15 protein-coding genes and 1 pseudogene are annotated in these 17,168 nt (G+C 30.8%); 7 read left to right on the top strand and 9 right to left on the bottom strand.

What is annotated here, in order from left to right:
* Positions 1–55: 55 nt before the first annotated feature.
* Complete coding sequence (locus tag CKL_RS02730; RefSeq protein ID WP_011989122.1) at positions 56–1,060, bottom strand: DUF3231 family protein; 1,005 nt, start codon at positions 1,058–1,060, stop codon at positions 56–58.
* 359 nt (positions 1,061–1,419) lie between these two features.
* On the opposite strand from CKL_RS02730, the gene CKL_RS02725 reads away from it, so the two are divergent.
* From CKL_RS02725 to CKL_RS02715, 3 genes are all read left to right on the top strand, one after another.
* Positions 1,420–1,650 carry an AbrB/MazE/SpoVT family DNA-binding domain-containing protein gene (locus CKL_RS02725; RefSeq protein WP_011989121.1) on the top strand — a complete coding sequence of 77 codons (231 nt, stop codon included), beginning with the start codon at positions 1,420–1,422 and terminating at the stop codon, positions 1,648–1,650.
* 82 nt (positions 1,651–1,732) lie between these two features.
* Positions 1,733–2,827, top strand: coding sequence for an acyltransferase family protein (locus CKL_RS02720; RefSeq protein ID WP_049759119.1), 1,095 nt, complete (start codon positions 1,733–1,735; stop codon positions 2,825–2,827).
* Positions 2,828–3,038: 211 nt separating this feature from the next.
* Positions 3,039–4,244: a MerR family transcriptional regulator gene (locus CKL_RS02715; RefSeq protein ID WP_011989119.1), complete on the top strand. Its 1,206-nt coding sequence runs from the start codon at positions 3,039–3,041 to the stop codon at positions 4,242–4,244.
* Between the two features lie 192 nt (positions 4,245–4,436).
* On the opposite strand, the gene CKL_RS02710 is transcribed toward CKL_RS02715, so the two are convergent.
* The 5 genes and pseudogenes from CKL_RS02710 to CKL_RS02695 all read right to left on the bottom strand — a co-directional run bounded on the left by CKL_RS02710 (position 4,437) and on the right by CKL_RS02695 (position 6,463).
* Entirely contained in the window at positions 4,437–4,844 is a 408-nt protein-coding gene (locus tag CKL_RS02710) for a GNAT family N-acetyltransferase (RefSeq protein ID WP_011989118.1), read from the bottom strand.
* A 142-nt stretch (positions 4,845–4,986) separates the two neighbouring features.
* Positions 4,987–5,346, bottom strand: coding sequence for a cupin domain-containing protein (locus CKL_RS02705; RefSeq protein WP_011989117.1), 360 nt, complete (start codon positions 5,344–5,346; stop codon positions 4,987–4,989).
* A 171-nt stretch (positions 5,347–5,517) separates the two neighbouring features.
* Entirely contained in the window at positions 5,518–5,691 is a 174-nt protein-coding gene (locus CKL_RS02700) for a helix-turn-helix domain-containing protein (RefSeq protein ID WP_012620161.1), read from the bottom strand.
* A 9-nt stretch (positions 5,692–5,700) separates the two neighbouring features.
* A pseudogene (locus tag CKL_RS19660) lies at positions 5,701–5,886 on the bottom strand (DUF2975 domain-containing protein); the annotation flags it as partial.
* A 10-nt stretch (positions 5,887–5,896) separates the two neighbouring features.
* Positions 5,897–6,463: a cyclase family protein gene (locus CKL_RS02695; protein ID WP_011989116.1), complete on the bottom strand. Its 567-nt coding sequence runs from the start codon at positions 6,461–6,463 to the stop codon at positions 5,897–5,899.
* Positions 6,464–6,785: 322 nt separating this feature from the next.
* Between CKL_RS02695 and CKL_RS02690 the strand changes: the two genes are divergently transcribed.
* Positions 6,786–7,991 carry an NADP-dependent isocitrate dehydrogenase gene (locus CKL_RS02690; protein ID WP_011989115.1) on the top strand — a complete coding sequence of 402 codons (1,206 nt, stop codon included), beginning with the start codon at positions 6,786–6,788 and terminating at the stop codon, positions 7,989–7,991.
* Positions 7,992–8,114: 123 nt separating this feature from the next.
* Here CKL_RS02690 and CKL_RS02685 read toward each other — a convergent pair whose 3' ends face one another.
* Entirely contained in the window at positions 8,115–9,146 is a 1,032-nt protein-coding gene (locus tag CKL_RS02685; protein WP_012620159.1) for a hypothetical protein, read from the bottom strand.
* A 327-nt stretch (positions 9,147–9,473) separates the two neighbouring features.
* Between CKL_RS02685 and CKL_RS02680 the strand changes: the two genes are divergently transcribed.
* A complete protein-coding gene (locus CKL_RS02680) occupies positions 9,474–10,811 on the top strand; it encodes an MFS transporter (protein ID WP_011989113.1) in 1,338 nt (445 codons plus the stop codon).
* Between the two features lie 164 nt (positions 10,812–10,975).
* On the opposite strand, the gene CKL_RS02675 is transcribed toward CKL_RS02680, so the two are convergent.
* Both CKL_RS02675 and CKL_RS02670 read right to left on the bottom strand, forming a co-directional pair.
* Entirely contained in the window at positions 10,976–12,142 is a 1,167-nt protein-coding gene (locus CKL_RS02675) for an iron-containing alcohol dehydrogenase (protein ID WP_011989112.1), read from the bottom strand.
* A gap of 234 nt (positions 12,143–12,376) precedes the next feature.
* Positions 12,377–14,275 (bottom strand): sigma-54-dependent Fis family transcriptional regulator, encoded by a 1,899-nt coding sequence (locus CKL_RS02670; protein ID WP_011989111.1) that lies wholly within the window; start codon positions 14,273–14,275, stop codon positions 12,377–12,379.
* 187 nt (positions 14,276–14,462) lie between these two features.
* Here CKL_RS02670 and CKL_RS02665 point away from each other — a divergent pair, with 187 nt between their 5' ends.
* Together CKL_RS02665 and CKL_RS02660 are read left to right on the top strand one after the other, a co-directional pair.
* Positions 14,463–16,559: a M1 family metallopeptidase gene (locus CKL_RS02665; protein ID WP_011989110.1), complete on the top strand. Its 2,097-nt coding sequence runs from the start codon at positions 14,463–14,465 to the stop codon at positions 16,557–16,559.
* Positions 16,560–16,637: 78 nt separating this feature from the next.
* Positions 16,638–17,108 (top strand): ferritin family protein, encoded by a 471-nt coding sequence (locus tag CKL_RS02660; RefSeq protein WP_011989109.1) that lies wholly within the window; start codon positions 16,638–16,640, stop codon positions 17,106–17,108.
* Positions 17,109–17,168: the final 60 nt, after the last annotated feature.

Here is a 17,168-nt window from a genome sequence, read left to right as displayed (position 1 = left end):
ATAAATTACAGGTTATAAATAATACAATATTGAAATTATTCAATATTTAGCCATTTCATATTTTAACTAATTTTTCATGACTTATCGCTTGTGGTGGTTGTTCAAGAAACTTATTATCATTCATAATATCTATACCATCTTTAGTATATTTCATAATCTTAGCTATGAGTTTAGTATACATACCTTCTAAATCAGCCCTCATGCTTTGTGCTATTGCTGCTCCCTTACTACTTACCCCCGCCGCTGTCATTATCAAAGCATGGTACAACATCAATTTTTCCGAAAACGGTGACTCAGTTGAATCCGTTACAAAAGATTCGGAGGTAGCTGGAATCGGAATATCTTCATCTACTAAAATTGATGTTAATTCAGCAATTATTTCTTGACCTAAATGCTTACCTTCAAGGAAATACGCTGAAATCTTTTTATCTCTAGAAACCTGGCTAAAACCTGTCGCAAGAGCATCTCCTATTATATCTGCAGAAATAAGCGAAAATATATGTGTTATTTCCCTAGCTAGTAATGCACGCTTTTTTTTAAAAATATTGAATATAAAGCTTTGATTTCCTACAAATTGAACTTCTTTAGGAACTTCTATATGCGGTGCCCTTATAAAAATACCTTTTGATAATCTTAATTCTGCTGCTTTATTATACAAGCCTATATACTCAGTGATACATTTTGAAAAATACTTTCTAATATCTGAACGAGCTATTTGATTTAAGGTAAGAGTATAATCGTGCATTCCTACTCTTGCTATAAAACTAATATATGCGGCATAGAAAGTATCACTAAATAGACGTGGTGAATTTATGTTTACGTCCTTATCAGTAAATCCTTGAGGTATCGGTAACCCTTCCTGATTAAATATATCTGTAATTATTGAAATATGCTGAATTGATAAATTTAAAGTATGCTGTAACAATGTTTGTATATCATTATCTTCTACATTATTAAGAAACTGTTTAAGAACACATATTACTAAGCTATCACTCATATATGAATCCCAAAGACCTGATATTTCTGATGAAACTAACTTTATATTTTTTAAATCTGGCATAAAAATAACCTCCTGGTTTAATGTATTATATAAATTAGCTTCTCCGAATATCAACACTTTATGTAAACTACACATTGTGTTTTCATTTAAAGTAGTATTTATTTTAAATGTCACTTTATTTTCAAACTGTGAATTAAATAATAAGTAAACCATATCATTATCTGATTACAATTGCCCATTTTTTGTCTTAGCCTGGTGGTGATATCCCAAGTAATTACTATGGCTTAATACCGGCGGCTGTGTTATTACTAAAATGTTTAAAATCTTGACTTTTTAAAAATAACTGACTATAATTAAATCACATAAATCATACAAATCATACTTTCAATACAATACTCACAATGAATGGAGGAAATAATATGAAGCATCCAAACGACAAGTATGCATGGACAGTAAAAATCGGTGAAAAAGGACAATTTGTTATCCCGAAAGAAGCCAGAGATATTTTTGATATCAATCCTGGCGATACTATTATAGTTCTTGCTGATAAGAAGAAAGGTATAGCAATACCTCCAAAATCACTGTTCACAAAACTGACCAAAACAATTTTTGACGGAGACCTTCCAGAAAGGGAGGATGACGAAGAATGAGTGTACTTGAAGTAGAAAATCTGTGTAAGAAATACTCTGCTATTTTAAGGAATAATGTCGCAGCTGTTATAAATTCAATCATATGGAAATACAGGAGTTAATTATGAGAAAAAGTTATTTGGATAATATTCGTTGGGGTATTATCATATTAGTTGTTATTTATCATATAATATATATTTTCAATAGTGTAGGAGTAATATCTAATATTGGGGTAAAGGGAATACCACAGATGGATGTAATGCTGTATTTTATATACCCCTGGTTTATGGCTTGTTTATTTTTAGTAGGAGGAATATCTGCACGTTATTCTTTACAAAAGAGAACCGGAAAACAATTTGCAAAAGAGCGTGTCAAAAGGCTGTTAGTGCCTTCGATTGCAGGTATTTTTATTTTGGGTTGGATAAGTGGTTATGTTACAAATCATTATGTAGATATGTTTGGTGGCAAAGGAAATCTTATTCCAGGTTTTATAAAATATCTGATTTATTCACTTTGCGGAATAGGACCTCTGTGGTTTGCACATGAATTATTTTTAGCGTCTATGATATTGTTGCTATTTAGAAAATTTGATAAAAATGATACACTATGGAAAATATGCAAAAAAACAAATATGATAATTATCTTGTTGTTGTTCTTTGCAGTATGGGGAAGTTCTTTTATTTTAAACACACCCCTTATTACTGTATATCGCAATGGTATCTATATTTTTATGTTTTTACTTGGATATTACGTTTTTTCACATGATGAAGTGCAGGAAAGGCTTAAGAAATGGCATTTACCACTTTTAATTTCTGCAGTTATTTGTGGAATTACTTATACAATTTATTATTATGGAGATAACTATACCACTGCAACCTGTTTACAAAGCCTATTTACTAATTTTTACCTATGGATAATTATTCTTGCAATTTTAGGTTGTGGAAAGGCATGGTTTAATGGAACAAATCACTTTACAGAATATATGAACAAAAGAACATTTGGAATATATGTGCTGCATTATCCAGTTTTAACAATAAGTGCATATTTATTAACCACATACTTACAACTACCAATGCTGTTATATTATTTTATTTTATTAATCATTGAAATTATGACAATGCCCCTTTTATATGAAATAATAAGTCGTATCCCTGTGCTAAGTTTCCTGCTTTTAGGGATATCAAAGCATTCTAGCTAAAAAAAGTAAATATTGTGGGTTATTAGTATAATCCACAATATTTTAATTCGCAATCTTTTCATTTTACATAGAAATTTTTTCAAAGTGTTGACCCTAACACTATGTCATAGTGTAATATAAAAATAGAGTTTGAAAATATAAACTAAAACTCATAGCCGGCAGAGTATTGGTCAGTATTCACAGCTCTAAAATCAAAGTTGGAGGTAAAGTTATGAGAACAGTAAAACAAGTTTCGGATTTAACAGGAGTAAGTGTGCGTATGCTTCATCACTATGACAAAATTGGATTATTAAAACCAACTAAATTAACAGAAGCAGGCTACAGGATTTATGATAATGAGGCTCTTGAAACTTTGCAGCAGATTTTGTTTTTCAAAGAACTTGATTTACCACTGAAAGAAATTAAAGAAATCATAACTAGTCCTCACTTTGATAAGATGAAAGCACTAGAAAATCATAAAAAGCTAATCGTTTTAAAACGAGATAGATTGAATAGCTTGATAGATCTTATAAATAAAACTTTGAAGGGAACGAATACGATGAGTTTTAAAGAATTTGATATGACTGAATATTATAATGTATTAGAAGAATTTAAGAAAGAAAATAAGGATAAAGTAATTAGAATTTATGGTAGTGTAGATAATTATAATGAATTTATTAAAAAATGTAAATCTAAGGAAGCTGAGATTGCTAAAGATGCTATAAAGCATTATGGAAGTATAAAAAAATTTACTGAAGCTTTGAAGAAAAATTTAAATAATAGTCTGGCAATAACTAAATCAGAACAAATTGATAAGTTTAAAAAAGATTGTCTTTACGATAAGCATCCCAAATTAAAAGAGCTATATAAAAAACTTACAGCTGACTTAAGTAAAGATCCTTCTTCAGAGGAAATTCAACAAATTTCTGGTGAAATAACTACTATAGCTAAAAAAGATTATGAAGCTTTTAAAACTAATATGGGAGACTATTATTGGTACACTATGGTACAATTTCACTTAGTATTTCCTAAGGGAATAAAAGTTGATGAGAAATATGGTGGAAGTGGTATATCGTGGATAGAAGAAATTGATAAAAAATATGGAGAAGGTGCGTCTAAATTTATTGGAAAAGCTTTAAAAATTTATTTGAGGGATTATGAGCCCAAAATAGAAACTCTATATAAAAAGCTTAGATCTAACTTAAGTAAAGCTCCTACTTCGAAAGAGATTCAACAAATTGTTTCTGAAATAGCAAATGAGACCCGAAAAATACACGAAACTTTAAAAGTAGATGAGGGAGAAAATTATTTAGGATATATGGCAGATTTTTATTTATCAAAACCTGAATTTATAAAAGCAACAGATAAAAAATATGGAAATGGTGCATCTAAATTTATTGGAGAAGCCCTAAAGTTTTATGCTGAAAATAATAAGTAATGAATTAGAAGTGTATGTTAAGCATATGATAATAGGCTAAATACTCAATATGACATATCATAAGGGACTGTTGCACTAAAAAATTAGTGCGACAGTTTTGAACTAAAAAATAAGGAGGTATCGTATTAAATTACACTTGTGACACAAGTTAAGAAATATTATGCAATAATATTCAATTTTTAACTTTTATTTCTATATCTTTAATCCATAATATAAATGTGAACATACTTCTCCGTCAAAATCTGCAACTTCAGGTAGATAACCCCATTCTTTACTCTTTTCAAGTGCAAATTCCATCATTTTTGTTCCAATCCCTTGACCTTGATAGTCATTATGTATATAGTAACTGATTTCTGCAGTATATCTCATAGCTCTTCTTCCTTTACGATAACCAGTAAAATGTAGATATCCTACAACTTTATTATCAATTTCATATACATAAAGTGGATACTCTAAACATTGATATTCCTCAAACCAAGAAATCCTTTCTTCCACCGAAAAAGTATCCATATCAGCAGTACAACGATGTGTTTCAATTGCTTGATTATAGATTTTCACCATTTGCTCTAAGTCTTTGTATTCAGCCAATCTTATGCTCATACTTATTTCTCCCATTCCCGTTATTGTTCAATTTAACTCATTTGCACTGTCAGTTTTATTAGATAGATATTTAATAATTTCTCTATACATCCAATAAAGACCTTGAATCAACCTTCATAGAAAGCAATATGATTAATCTACACTAAATTCTATCAAGTTTCTCTATTGTTCTCTCATTTTTAACATCTCCAGTATTTAATGTTGTTTTTGCTTCAATTAACATTGCATGCACTTCTTTTTTAGCAACTGGCATATGCTCAATTCCCTTTGGAATAATAAGAAATTCTCCTTGATTTAAAATGACATCCTTATCCCTAAACTTAACAATTAATGACCCTTTTAAAATATAAAACATTTCATCTTCGTTTTCATGAGTGTGCCATAAAAATTCGCCACTAAGTTTAACAATCTTTACATAAGAATCGTTAATTTCACCTAAAATTTTTGGACTCCAATGCTCGTTAAAAAGATTCAATTTTTCATAAACGTTGATCTTATCCATTTAAACATCTCCTTTGTATTCATAGGTCTTTGGCAGCATTGCAGGTTGAATTAATTTAATCTTAATACATTACCTCCTCAAGTAAACTTCACTCAACATTTAAAACTAATCTACTTGTAGTATTCAGCTTCCCATTTACGTATCATTTCTGTATTCTAAAATATCACCTGGTTAGCATTCTAAAGCTTTGCATATTGCCTCTAAAGTTGAAAATCTAATAGCCTTTGCCTTTCCGTTCTTTAATATAGAAATATTCGCCATAGTTATTTCAACTTTATCTGTAAGTTCTGTTACACTCATTTTCCTTTTAGCCAGCATCACATCAATATTGATTATAATTGCCATTTTATCACCTCAGACTGTTAAATCATTTTCCGATTTTATATCAATAGCATCTTGTAAAAGCCTTTGAAGAACAGCAGCAAAGACTGCAATCACAATTGAAACAAAAATAAAAATGATTGGAAATCCCATGAGACCCGGAGCGTCGTCTGCATCCGCTATAGGAGCTGCAAATGGTATTAGTACTACATATATAATTTTGTATTAATTATTCAACCTCAGCTACTACTCTACAAGGCAATCCTGTCATACCTGCAAAATTAATTGGATAGGTGTTTGCTGTAAACTTCATTATATTTTTTCCATTTAAAACTTTACCCAAGTTACAAAGATTCTCAATAATAAATATACCTTTGTCAGCACAATATTGGTCTTTGGGTGTATGCTCAATGCCACGTCTTACTCCCGCAAAGTCAATACCAATAATTGAAACTCTACGGTGAATCAACTGGTCAATTAACTCATCTGATAATTGTGGGTGTAATGTAAAATAAACCTTTGTACCATAATATTCCTTTTCTATAAAACCTGTATAAAAAGCAATAAACATATCCGCTTCAACAAAACTAATATCAATATCCGACACATCAATATCTCTGTCAAATATCCCACTTACATCAAATACTATACCTTTTCTCTTTGTAAACACCAATGGAAACTCTTTATTCATTACATCAAAATGAGTACCTGAATGACCAAAAGAAACCATTTTTTCATTATCTAAAGCATCTTTATTAGATGACCTAGTAACCTTTACGCTTAAATCAATCAACACACTATCACCCCTTATTTTAATTCATTTATCTGTGTCTCACAGAGTGTCACTTGAAATATTTATCAAGTAAAACTTTACCTTTCTCAATTAATTTATAACATATTTCTTTTTTATTATCTCTACACTGATAGTTTGTAATATCTTCACTAGTTAATAGCCATTTTACTAATAGCACTTCTGGTTAAATTGAATGTATAATATAAGAATAAAACTGACGTTAGTAAAATGCAAGGCTAACTTGCATGTACTGTCTATTTCTTTTATAATAAAATATATTTGGTCAAAAAATACATAAAAAATATAAATGAAGAGAGGACTAATAATGACTGAAAAGATTAAAATGAACGTACCTTTAGTAGAAATGGACGGAGATGAAATGACTAGAATCATCTGGAAGATGATTAAGGAGTTACTTTTGGAACCATACATAGACTTAAAAACTGAGTATTATGATCTTGGACTTGTTAAAAGAAACGAAACTAATGATGAAATAACTATTGAAGCTGCAAATGCAATAAAAAAATATGGTGTTGGTGTAAAATGTGCTACTATAACTCCAAATGCTAAAAGAGTTAAGGAATATAACCTTAAGAGTATGTGGAAAAGTCCTAACGGAACAATAAGAGCAATTCTGGATGGTACAGTTTTCCGTACACCTATTATAGTAAACAGTATAAGACCTCTTATGAGAACATGGGAAAAACCTATTACAGTTGCAAGACATGCATATGGTGATGTGTATAGAGATGTAGAGTACAAAGTAGAAGAACCTGGTAAAATGGAATTAGTGTTCACCTCTGAAAAAGGAGAAGAAACAAGACAAACACTTCATGTTTTCAATGGACCAGGTGTTGTAATGGGAATGCATAACCTTGATAAATCTATTGAAAGCTTTGCACGCTCCTGCTTTAATTATGCACTGGATATGAATCAAAATTTATGGTTTGCTTCAAAGGATACGATTTCCAAAACCTATGATCATAGATTTAAGGATATATTCCAGGAAATATATGATACTGAATATGATGCTAAGTTTAATGATGCTGGTATAGAATATTTTTATACACTAATTGATGATGCTGTTGCCAGAGTTGTAAAATCAGAAGGTGGTTTTATATGGGCATGTAAGAATTATGATGGCGATGTGATGTCGGATATGGTTGCTACTGCTTTTGGAAGTCTTGCAATGATGACTTCAGTGCTTGTGTCACCTGAAGGCTATTATGAATACGAAGCTGCTCATGGTACTGTACAAAAACATTATTATCAGCATCTTAAAGGACAGTTAACCTCCACAAATTCCATGGCTACTTTATTTGCATGGACAGGAGCTCTACGAAAAAGAGGAGAAATAGACGGAATAAATGAATTAGTTGAATTTGCAGATAGACTTGAAAATACATCTATTAGAACTATTGAGGAAGGTATTATGACTAAAGATTTAGCTTCACTTTCAGAGTTAGAAAATAAGAAAATAGTTAATACTGAGGAATTCCTTTTAGAAATAAAGAAGAGATTAGAAGAGTAGTATTAAAGAGGATACTATATTTTAGTGTGAGTGCTTTCTTTTTTACCAAGTGATTCTTATCTTAGGTTCAGATGAAGTTTGTACATAAAGAATGTTTTTCTCCATTTGAACCTTAAAATAATACTAGTTAGCTGTATTCTCGGTTGTTTCATCTGATGATGTTTGTGAATTTGTATTTTTAGTTGTTTGATCCGATGATGTTTTTGAATCTGTATTTTTAGTTGTTCCATCTGATGATGTTTTTGAATCTGTATTTTTAGCCGTTCCATCTGATGATGTTTTTGAATCTGTATTTTGAGTCGTTCCATCCGATGATGTTTTTGAATCTGTATTTTGGGTCGTTCCATCTGATGATGTTTTTGAATCTGTATTTTGAGTCGTTCCATCCGATGATACCTTTGAGTTTATATCTCCATTTGTGTTATTTGATGAAGTTTTCGAATCTGTATTTTTAGTTGTTTTATTTGATGATTCTGTATTGTCAGTAGGCTGTTGGTGGACAGTGGTTTTATCGGTAGTTTTTGCACTAGTAAACAGCCCTTTAAAATAAAATTTTCCTAAAATTCCAATCATAATAACTAATACAATGGATGTAATGGACACCAATGTTTTTTTATTGAAAGACATTGGTTTAGTTTTTCTAGTTTTTTTAGAAATTTTACCATTTATATTTTGGGGCTTATCAGACAATAAAGATAACTTACCTGTTTTCCCTATAGAACGTATTTCTTTAAATTTTTCAGGTGATCTAATTGTGATAAAGGGTTCACTTTGCAATCCATCTTTGTCCTCTATATATAATGTAATTGAAAACTTATCCTTTTTACTTAAAAAAGGTATGGAGACATCTAAAACATTATCTTTTATTGAGGAGTGAAATTTTAAACCCTTTGTTATTTTGGCATCTGCAATTTGTAAATTGTTTTTTAAACTTTGTATATTTATAGTTAGTTCATGAATTATTTTATTTGATACATTTGTTATAGTAACCACATATGCATGAACCTTTTTGTTATTTATCTTTATAGGTACACCATTTCCAACATTGCATAATATTTTAGGTGCCAGGCTTTTATAGTGGTCTAGCAGCCATCCAGATATAAATGATATTATTATAGTTACAACTGCAGTTTTAATAAAAGTTATCATATTCATCTTCGCTTCCTTATTTTTTCCGTTATGTACCTAAATTATAAAATAGATATATATCTGTGTCAAATTCTAAAATTAATCCTTGGCAATTCGTAATATACAGATTCCATTAACAATTAACTGCTATTCTTCTAAATGAATTAATAAAGTTATTGTATTTACACTTATATATACATTATAATATAGATGTTAACGTTATAAAATTTATAGTATCTAGAGGTGAATATTTATGTGGTAAATTGTTATTATTACAGACATAGTGATAGTATTACATAGAACTAAAGACACTGGATAAAAAAATATATAAATACAGAAAGCGAGATGAATTAAATGAGTACTATTTCGCAAAGAATTGAAAAGTTGCCAGTTACACCTATGCTTTGGAAAGTGCTGTTCTTAGCAGGTATAGGCTGGTTGTTTGATGCCATGGATCAAGGTATGGTATCTGGCGTAATGGCTGCGATCGGAAAATCATGGCAACTCACCCCTGCTGATCTCGGTTTATTGGGAAGTGCTTCCGCAGTGGGAATGGCCATTGGTGCTGCCGTAGCTGGAATGGCAGCTGACAGGTGGGGTAGAAGAACAGTTGTTACATTTACTCTTGTACTATATGGATTGGCTAGTGCCGTATCCGGGCTCGCCCCTAACTTTACTGTACTGCTCTTCCTAAGATTTTTAACCGGATTGGGCTTAGGTGGTGAACTGCCAGCAGCATCTACTTTAGTTAGTGAATTCTCCCCTGCTAAAGCACGTGGTCGCATGGTTGTTTTACTTGAAAGCTTTTGGGCTTGGGGATGGATTGCTGCAGCTTTAATTGCCTACCTTCTAATTCCTGTTTATGGATGGCGTATTGGATTTTTCCTAGGAGGAATACCGGCACTATATGCGGCCTATCTGAGAAGAAATATTCCAGAATCCCCTCGATATCTGGAACAAAAAGGACGTTTCAAAGAAGCTGATGAAATCGTAAGTAAAATGGAGCACCAGGCTGGGATAAATACTAGTGAAGTGGCCATAGATGACCAGGTAAAAGGGAAAATAAGTACCGCAACCCTTTCAGATTTATGGAATAAAACTTATTTTAGGCGTACTTTTGTGTTATGGATTTTATGGTTGGGTATTAATTTTGGTTATTATGGTTTTGTTTTATGGACTCCTACTTTACTTGTGGGTAAAGGTTTCAGCTTGGTAAAGGGCTTTCAATTCATATTAATTATGAGTATTGCACAGTTACCAGGATATTATAGTGCTTCCTACCTAATAGAAAAGATTGGCCGTAAGCCGGTTTTAGTAGTTTACCTTATAGGTACTGCTCTGTCATCATACTTATTTGGTCAAGCAACCTCTGTAACTACTGTACTTGTTTTCGGGTGTTTACTCTACTTTTTCAGTTTAGGTGCTTGGGGTGCTGTATATGCCTATACTCCAGAAGTTTACCCTACGAGTGTCAGAGGTAGTGGAGTTGGTTGGGCAGCTGCAATTGGTCGTATTGGTGCTATTGCTGCTCCTTATATAGTTGGACTAGTCTATGAGGCTAAAGGTAACCAAGTTGGCTTCACTTATGTATTTATCATATTAACTATAGTATTTGCAGCAGTTGCTGTAGTCGTTGCTATAATAGGTATTGAAACTAAAGGTAGAACTCTTGACGAAATTAATGTATCTTAACTTGAATTAAGTATTTCAGAACAAACGCGGACTAATCCTAAATATAAACAGTTAGAATGTGGACAAAATCCACATTCTTTATTATCTTTTGAATTGTGGTGGTATATTTTTGTATACTCATAAGCCGATTACTTTAACCAATGGGTCGGGCAGACCATTATCTCCTAAAAATTCACTTTTCGCCCATTATACATATATTGTAAAAGCTTTCTCATCTCTTCTTCAGTTATTTTTCTTGGATTTGATCCAGTACAAGCATCCATTATAGCATTATGAGCTATAAAATCTAGATTTTCATTAAAATCGATTTCACTTATACCATATTCCTTTATTGTAAGAGGAATATCCATCTTTTTATTCATATTACGAATCATTTCAGTTAATGAATCTATTAGTTCATCTTCATTATTTCCTGGAAGCTTGAGTCTTTTAGCTATTTCAACATACTTTTCTGAACAAACCTTCTTATTAAAATCTATAACATAAGGTAAGTATATAGCATTGGCACATCCATGAGGTATGTGAAATACTGCACCAGTTTTATGAGCTATGCCATGAGTTATTCCAAGAAGTGCATTTGAAAATGCCATTCCGGCAAGGCACTGGGCTATGTGCATATGTCCCCTAGCTTCTTTATCTGCTTCATAGGATTTCAATAAATATTTATGAATCATGATTATAGCATGCATAGCAAGTGGATCTGAAAAATCCGAATGCAAACTCGCCACATACGCCTCTATTGCGTGAGTAAGTGCATCCATTCCAGTATGTGCTGTAAGCTTTTTGGGCATTGTTTCTGCAAGAGCTGGATCTATTATAGCTGCATCAGGTGTAAGATTAAAATCTGCAAGAGGATATTTAATCTTAGATTTATAATCCGTTATTACAGAAAATGCTGTCACTTCAGTTGCCGTTCCACTTGTAGAAGGTATAGCAACAAATTGTGCTTTTCCCCTTAATTTAGGAAGTCCAAAAGGCACTATTGCCTTCTCAAATGTAAAATCAGGGTATTCATAAAATATCCACATTGCCTTAGCAGCGTCAATGGGCGATCCTCCCCCCATGGCTACTATCCAATCTGGTTTAAAATCTCTCATTATTTTAGCACCATTTATAACAGTATCCACAGATGGATCAGGTTCCACACCCTCTATTAATTTAACTTCAATACCTGCCTTTTTTAAGTATTCTTCAACTTTATTCAAGAATCCAAACCTTTTCATGGAGCCCCCACCTACGACAATTACTGCTCTATTTCCATCTAAATTTTTTAAATTTTCCAGGGCATTTTCACCAAAGTAAATATCCCTGGGCAAAGTAAATCTTCCCATTACTTTCCTCCTCATTATTGAATTCATGCCAATTTACAAACTTCTAAAAATTATATTCTATAAATTCAATATATCAGCAAGTACTATGCCAATGCATTTTTCATTATGAGAAGATTTGCTATAGCTAGATATTTTATAAAAATAAAAATAATTATTTAAAAAATTGTTGTAAAAAGCAACATTTTTTTAAGAAATAGTGTTGTTTTTTGCAACAGTGCTGTTTTTTCATACACTTTAAAAAAAATTGATTTCATATTTTTTTATCTTTGCGTATAATGTACTTCTATTTATTCCTAAAATTTTAGAAGCTTTTGATATATTACCATCACAATTATTTATACAATTTACTATTGCCCTCTTTTCCCATTCTTCCAATGAACACATATTGTACTTGAAACTTTCGTCATAAGAGCCGTTTTGTTTATTTTCTGAAGGATTGTTTTGGAAATAGAAAGATGTACTTCCATTCATGTTTACAATGTTTTCAATACAATTTTCTAATTCTCTGACATTTCCAGGCCAATTATAACTTAAAAGCTTTTCATATATATAAGGTTTCATTGTTGGAACAGGTTTTTTAAGTTTAAAAGCTTTTATTTCCAAAAAATAATCTATAAGTATTTTTATATCCATGTCCCTTTCCCTCAGCGGCGGCACATATATAGGTATTACATTCAATCTATAATATAAATCTTCACGAAAAGTCCCCCTTTTTACTTCTTTCCTTAAGTTTTTATTGGTAGCTGCAATTATTCTCACATCTATTTTTATATATCTATTTCCCCCTATTCTGGTAATACACTTCTCCTGAAGAACCCTTAAAAGATTTACTTGCATATCCAAAGGCATTTCCCCAATTTCATCTAAAAATAAAGTACCCCCATTTGCAAGCTCAAATTTTCCTGCACGTCCTCCGTGTTTTGCCCCTGTAAATGCCCCCTCTTCATATCCAAACAATTCACTTTCTATTAAGTTCTTTGGTATGGCACCACAATTTATCGCTATAAAACTTTTATTTTTTCTATCACTGCTATTGTGGATGGATTGCGCAATAAGCTCCTTACCTGTGCCGCTTTCTCCCTGGATTAATACGGTGGACGGGCTATTAGATATGTTTTTTAACTGTTCTTTCAAATTTATCATTTTTTCACTTTTGGCAATTATATCATCAAATGTATAAGTAACAGATCCGCTCATGTATTTATTAACCAGATTATATATATTCTGAATATCTTTAAATATAACCACCATTCCAGTGACATAATCACTTTTATCCTTTATTGGATACACATTTAAATTGAACCTCTTCTTTTTATCTGAGTATAAAATTTCTTTATCCTTATATACATTTCCTGATTTTAGCTCATCAAGTATATATTGCCAATTATATAAAACCTTATGTACATTTTTATCTATAATATATTTTCTATTTATTCCAAGCATACTACAGGCACTATTATTTATAGCTTTAACCATTCCATTATTATCTACGGCTAAAATTCCAAAATCTATGGAATTCATAATTTTATTCAAGTATTGGTATGCTTTAAACAATTCATTCTGAGATTTATGTAATTTCAAGTCATTTTCAATGGACTTTACTGCTGATACAACAAGTCCCAATGTATGAGGATGGGCAAGTTTCCGTTTCCCAGTTAGATTTAGACATCCTATTATGTCTCCCTGTTCATTGTGTATAACAGAAGCACAACAGGTATAAATCTGAAAAATGTTTATGAAATGTTCCTCGCCTGAAATTTGAACTGATGAATCTTCAAAAATAGCAGTCCCCATTGCATTTGTACCTGCACTTTTTTCGCTCATATCAGCACCTTCTACTATTCCAGCTTTTGCTTGCTCTATTACTATATCTTTGTCACCTATAATAGTTAATACAATCCCGTTCTTATCCCCAAGATACAATGAAAAACCTGATTTCTTTAAAAAATCATAAAGTATTTCCATAAACGGTCTTGCTATTTTTATAATCTCATTGTTCTTCTTTATTAAGTTTTCTAATTCCCTGCTGTTGAGTATTCGTTTGGGTTTGGGTATACCTTTTTCCATGTGATATTTAATGCACCTATTAAAAGATCTACTGATTATTTCACCATGAGTGGATAGTTTAAACATCTAGATTACCCCCTTTTTTATAATTATAATTTATTTTTTAATAATTTTTCTAGATTTTATTCAAAATAAAGAGGACAATTCCATACTTTATTTCCATAATATATGATATAATTTACATAAAATACATCTCATTTGATAACTATACTATTTTAAAAATGACTTTATTAATAAAGGATGTGATATTAAAATGAACTTTAAGAAACCAAAGAATATTATTTTAATCTCTTTTCTAACTCTATTGACTCTGTGTTTATTTAAAACTGGAATTGTTAAAGCCTCAACTCTTCCTGCAAAGTACAATATGGATCTAAACTTTAATGCAAACACTAAAACTTTGACAGGAAGTGAAGAAGTTACTATTAAAAATAGCACTGGTACAAGCTTAAATGATATAGTATTTCACCTTTATCCAGACTCTTATAACAAAAAAGAAACCATGCCCTCCTTGGTTGGTATAGCTGGTATGGAAGATTTAACTGAATCACAAAAAGGAGATATATATATAACTAAAGTCATTATGAATGAAAAAGATGTGAAGTTTACTCAAGATGATCAAATACTGAAAATAAGTTTAAATGAAGCTTTTGGAATCAATAAAAATATAAAAATTTCCATTAGTTTTAAATTAAAATTACCTATGGGAACTTCGAGATTAGGATATATGGACAATGACTACTCTTTAACCAACTGGTATCCCATACTATCAATGTACGATAATAAAGAGAACAAATGGGATGAAAATGTTTTCAACATAGTAGGAGAGTCCAATTACAGCGATATAGCAGACTATAACATAAACTTGAAAGTTCCTAAAGATTATGTAGTGGCATCTACTGGGGAGGAAAAAGAACAATCTTCTGATGAAAATAGTAAAATAATGAATTTAAATGCCAGTAGTGTACGGGATTTTGTCATTATAATGAGTCCTAATTACAAGGTTCTGTCTAAAGAAATAGATGGAATAAAAGTAAACAGTTATTACTTAGCTAAAAAAGGTTATAGTGATAATAGTACCGCTGAAGATGTTCTGGATTCAGCTGTAGGTGCAGTTCAATTTTTCAGCCAGCAATTTGGTAAATATCCTTACAATGAGTTAGACCTAATGGAAAGTCATCTATCTGGAGGAGCAATGGAATATCCCCAAATAATTCAAATGCCAATGTATCCTGAGAAGATACCAAGCTCTAATAACGATCAATATATATCCAGTTTATATGAGGATTCATTTATTTCACAAGCTGCAGTTCACGAAGTAAGTCATCAATGGTGGTATGTAACTGTGGGAAATAATGAATTTAAAGAACCATTTTTAGATGAGTCTTTAGCAACTTTTTCCACAGCCTATTACTTTGAAAAAACTGAAGGTGAATATTCCCAAAACGGCATACTAAATATGATACCTGCATATAGTAATGAAAGTATTGGAGCACTTTCATCCCAATATAAATTTCCCAGTATAGGATCAGGGGTGGATAAATTTGATGATGATGTTAATGGAACTGCATATATTATGGTTATATATGGCAAAGGTCCTCTTTTAATCGAAGATTTAAGAAAAAGAGTAGGAGATACTGTATTCTTAGATATAATGCAAACTTACTTTAAAGAATATAAATTTAAAAATTCATCCATAGAAGGATTTTTAAGTGTCATTGAAAAAAAAGCAGGCAAAAATGTAAATGATATCATTAAATCTTCTCTAAATTCCGACAATTATATTGCTGAAAATTTGAAGCTTACAGATGAACAAATAGAAAAACTAGCAAATGAACAATATAGGAATATGCTTAGAAATTTAGAAGAAAACAACGGATTAATTCTTGGCAGCCTTCAGCTTAGGATACTAAATGGTGAAAAAGCCCTACTAGTAAAGCCCTCTAATTTAGCTACAGATGAAAAAGAGTCCTTAGATAATATTATAAAAACTATGACATCTAACAGCAATATATCAATAAAAGAAGATAAAGATGTAACTGATGAGGATATAAAAAATAATAATATAATACTCTTTGGTAATCCATGGAACAATAAAGTCTTTGATTCTATGAAAGATGATCTTCCAATACTTTTAACTAAAAATACTACTTCCTGTGACAATTTTTCTTTTAAAAATGAAAATATAAATGGAGCTTTTACTATTAAAAATCCTAAGAATGATAATAAACTAATGTTAGTGTTTTTCTGGACAAAAGACAATTCATTTTATACAGATTTAAATTTAATTACAAATTCTCAATTTACCATATCCATAGACAATAAACAATTCTTTAACGGAAGATTTTAGAGAATCACTTTAAAAATGATTCTCTAAAACATAAAATTCCACTAAAATATCCAAATCATTTAACAGGAGTTGAGTAATGTGACTTATAAAATATTTGATCTACTTCAAAGTCTTATTGATATTGAAAATATGTCGTTAAAACTGTACTTAAAAATAGAAGAACACTTTAAAAATGAATCTCAAGAAATTAATATACTTGCTAAAACTATTGCAAAACAAGAACAAAAACATATTGAATATTATGAAAGTCTGTCTTCTAGCTTGAAAGGTAAATTGGATGATTCTATCGATTTTTACCTCTACGATAAAATTTCAGGACTTTTATTTGAATTTAAAAAAAATATCAAGATTCCTGAAGTAAATACACCCAGGCACTTAATTGAATTTGCCATAGAATTTGAAAGAAACAATGTAGCACTTCTCTTAAATATTCAAGGTAGATTACTACAAAATATAAATGATGTAAATAATAGAATTTATAGAGTTATATCCATTATCATAAGAGAAGAAGAAGAACATGAAAATATGTTTAGAAAACTGCTAGAATAATTTTTAAAAAAATTCATCATATATTAGTATAAATTATATCTATAAAAATAAATATGTATG

Origin of the sequence: Clostridium kluyveri DSM 555 (genome assembly GCF_000016505.1) — a bacterium.
GTDB classification, from domain to species: Bacteria; Bacillota; Clostridia; order Clostridiales; family Clostridiaceae; genus Clostridium_B; species Clostridium_B kluyveri.
This window is presented reverse-complemented; position numbering and strand designations above follow the sequence as displayed.

Excerpts from the sequence above, each read along its gene's own strand:
- CKL_RS02685 (WP_012620159.1), bottom strand. The coding sequence starts at position 9,146 with ATGAATATGATAACTTTTATTAAAACTGCAGTTGTAACTATAATAATA.
- CKL_RS02710 (WP_011989118.1), bottom strand. The coding sequence starts at position 4,844 with ATGAGCATAAGATTGGCTGAATACAAAGACTTAGAGCAAATGGTGAAA.
- CKL_RS02670 (WP_011989111.1), bottom strand. The coding sequence starts at position 14,275 with ATGTTTAAACTATCCACTCATGGTGAAATAATCAGTAGATCTTTTAAT.
- CKL_RS02720 (WP_049759119.1), top strand. The coding sequence starts at position 1,733 with ATGGAAATACAGGAGTTAATTATGAGAAAAAGTTATTTGGATAATATT.
- CKL_RS02680 (WP_011989113.1), top strand. The coding sequence starts at position 9,474 with ATGAGTACTATTTCGCAAAGAATTGAAAAGTTGCCAGTTACACCTATG.
- CKL_RS02705 (WP_011989117.1), bottom strand. The coding sequence starts at position 5,346 with ATGGATAAGATCAACGTTTATGAAAAATTGAATCTTTTTAACGAGCAT.
- CKL_RS02715 (WP_011989119.1), top strand. The coding sequence starts at position 3,039 with ATGAGAACAGTAAAACAAGTTTCGGATTTAACAGGAGTAAGTGTGCGT.
- CKL_RS02690 (WP_011989115.1), top strand. The coding sequence starts at position 6,786 with ATGACTGAAAAGATTAAAATGAACGTACCTTTAGTAGAAATGGACGGA.
- CKL_RS02700 (WP_012620161.1), bottom strand. The coding sequence starts at position 5,691 with ATGGCAATTATAATCAATATTGATGTGATGCTGGCTAAAAGGAAAATG.
- CKL_RS02675 (WP_011989112.1), bottom strand. The coding sequence starts at position 12,142 with ATGGGAAGATTTACTTTGCCCAGGGATATTTACTTTGGTGAAAATGCC.
- CKL_RS02665 (WP_011989110.1), top strand. The coding sequence starts at position 14,463 with ATGAACTTTAAGAAACCAAAGAATATTATTTTAATCTCTTTTCTAACT.
- CKL_RS02725 (WP_011989121.1), top strand. The coding sequence starts at position 1,420 with ATGAAGCATCCAAACGACAAGTATGCATGGACAGTAAAAATCGGTGAA.
- CKL_RS02730 (WP_011989122.1), bottom strand. The coding sequence starts at position 1,060 with ATGCCAGATTTAAAAAATATAAAGTTAGTTTCATCAGAAATATCAGGT.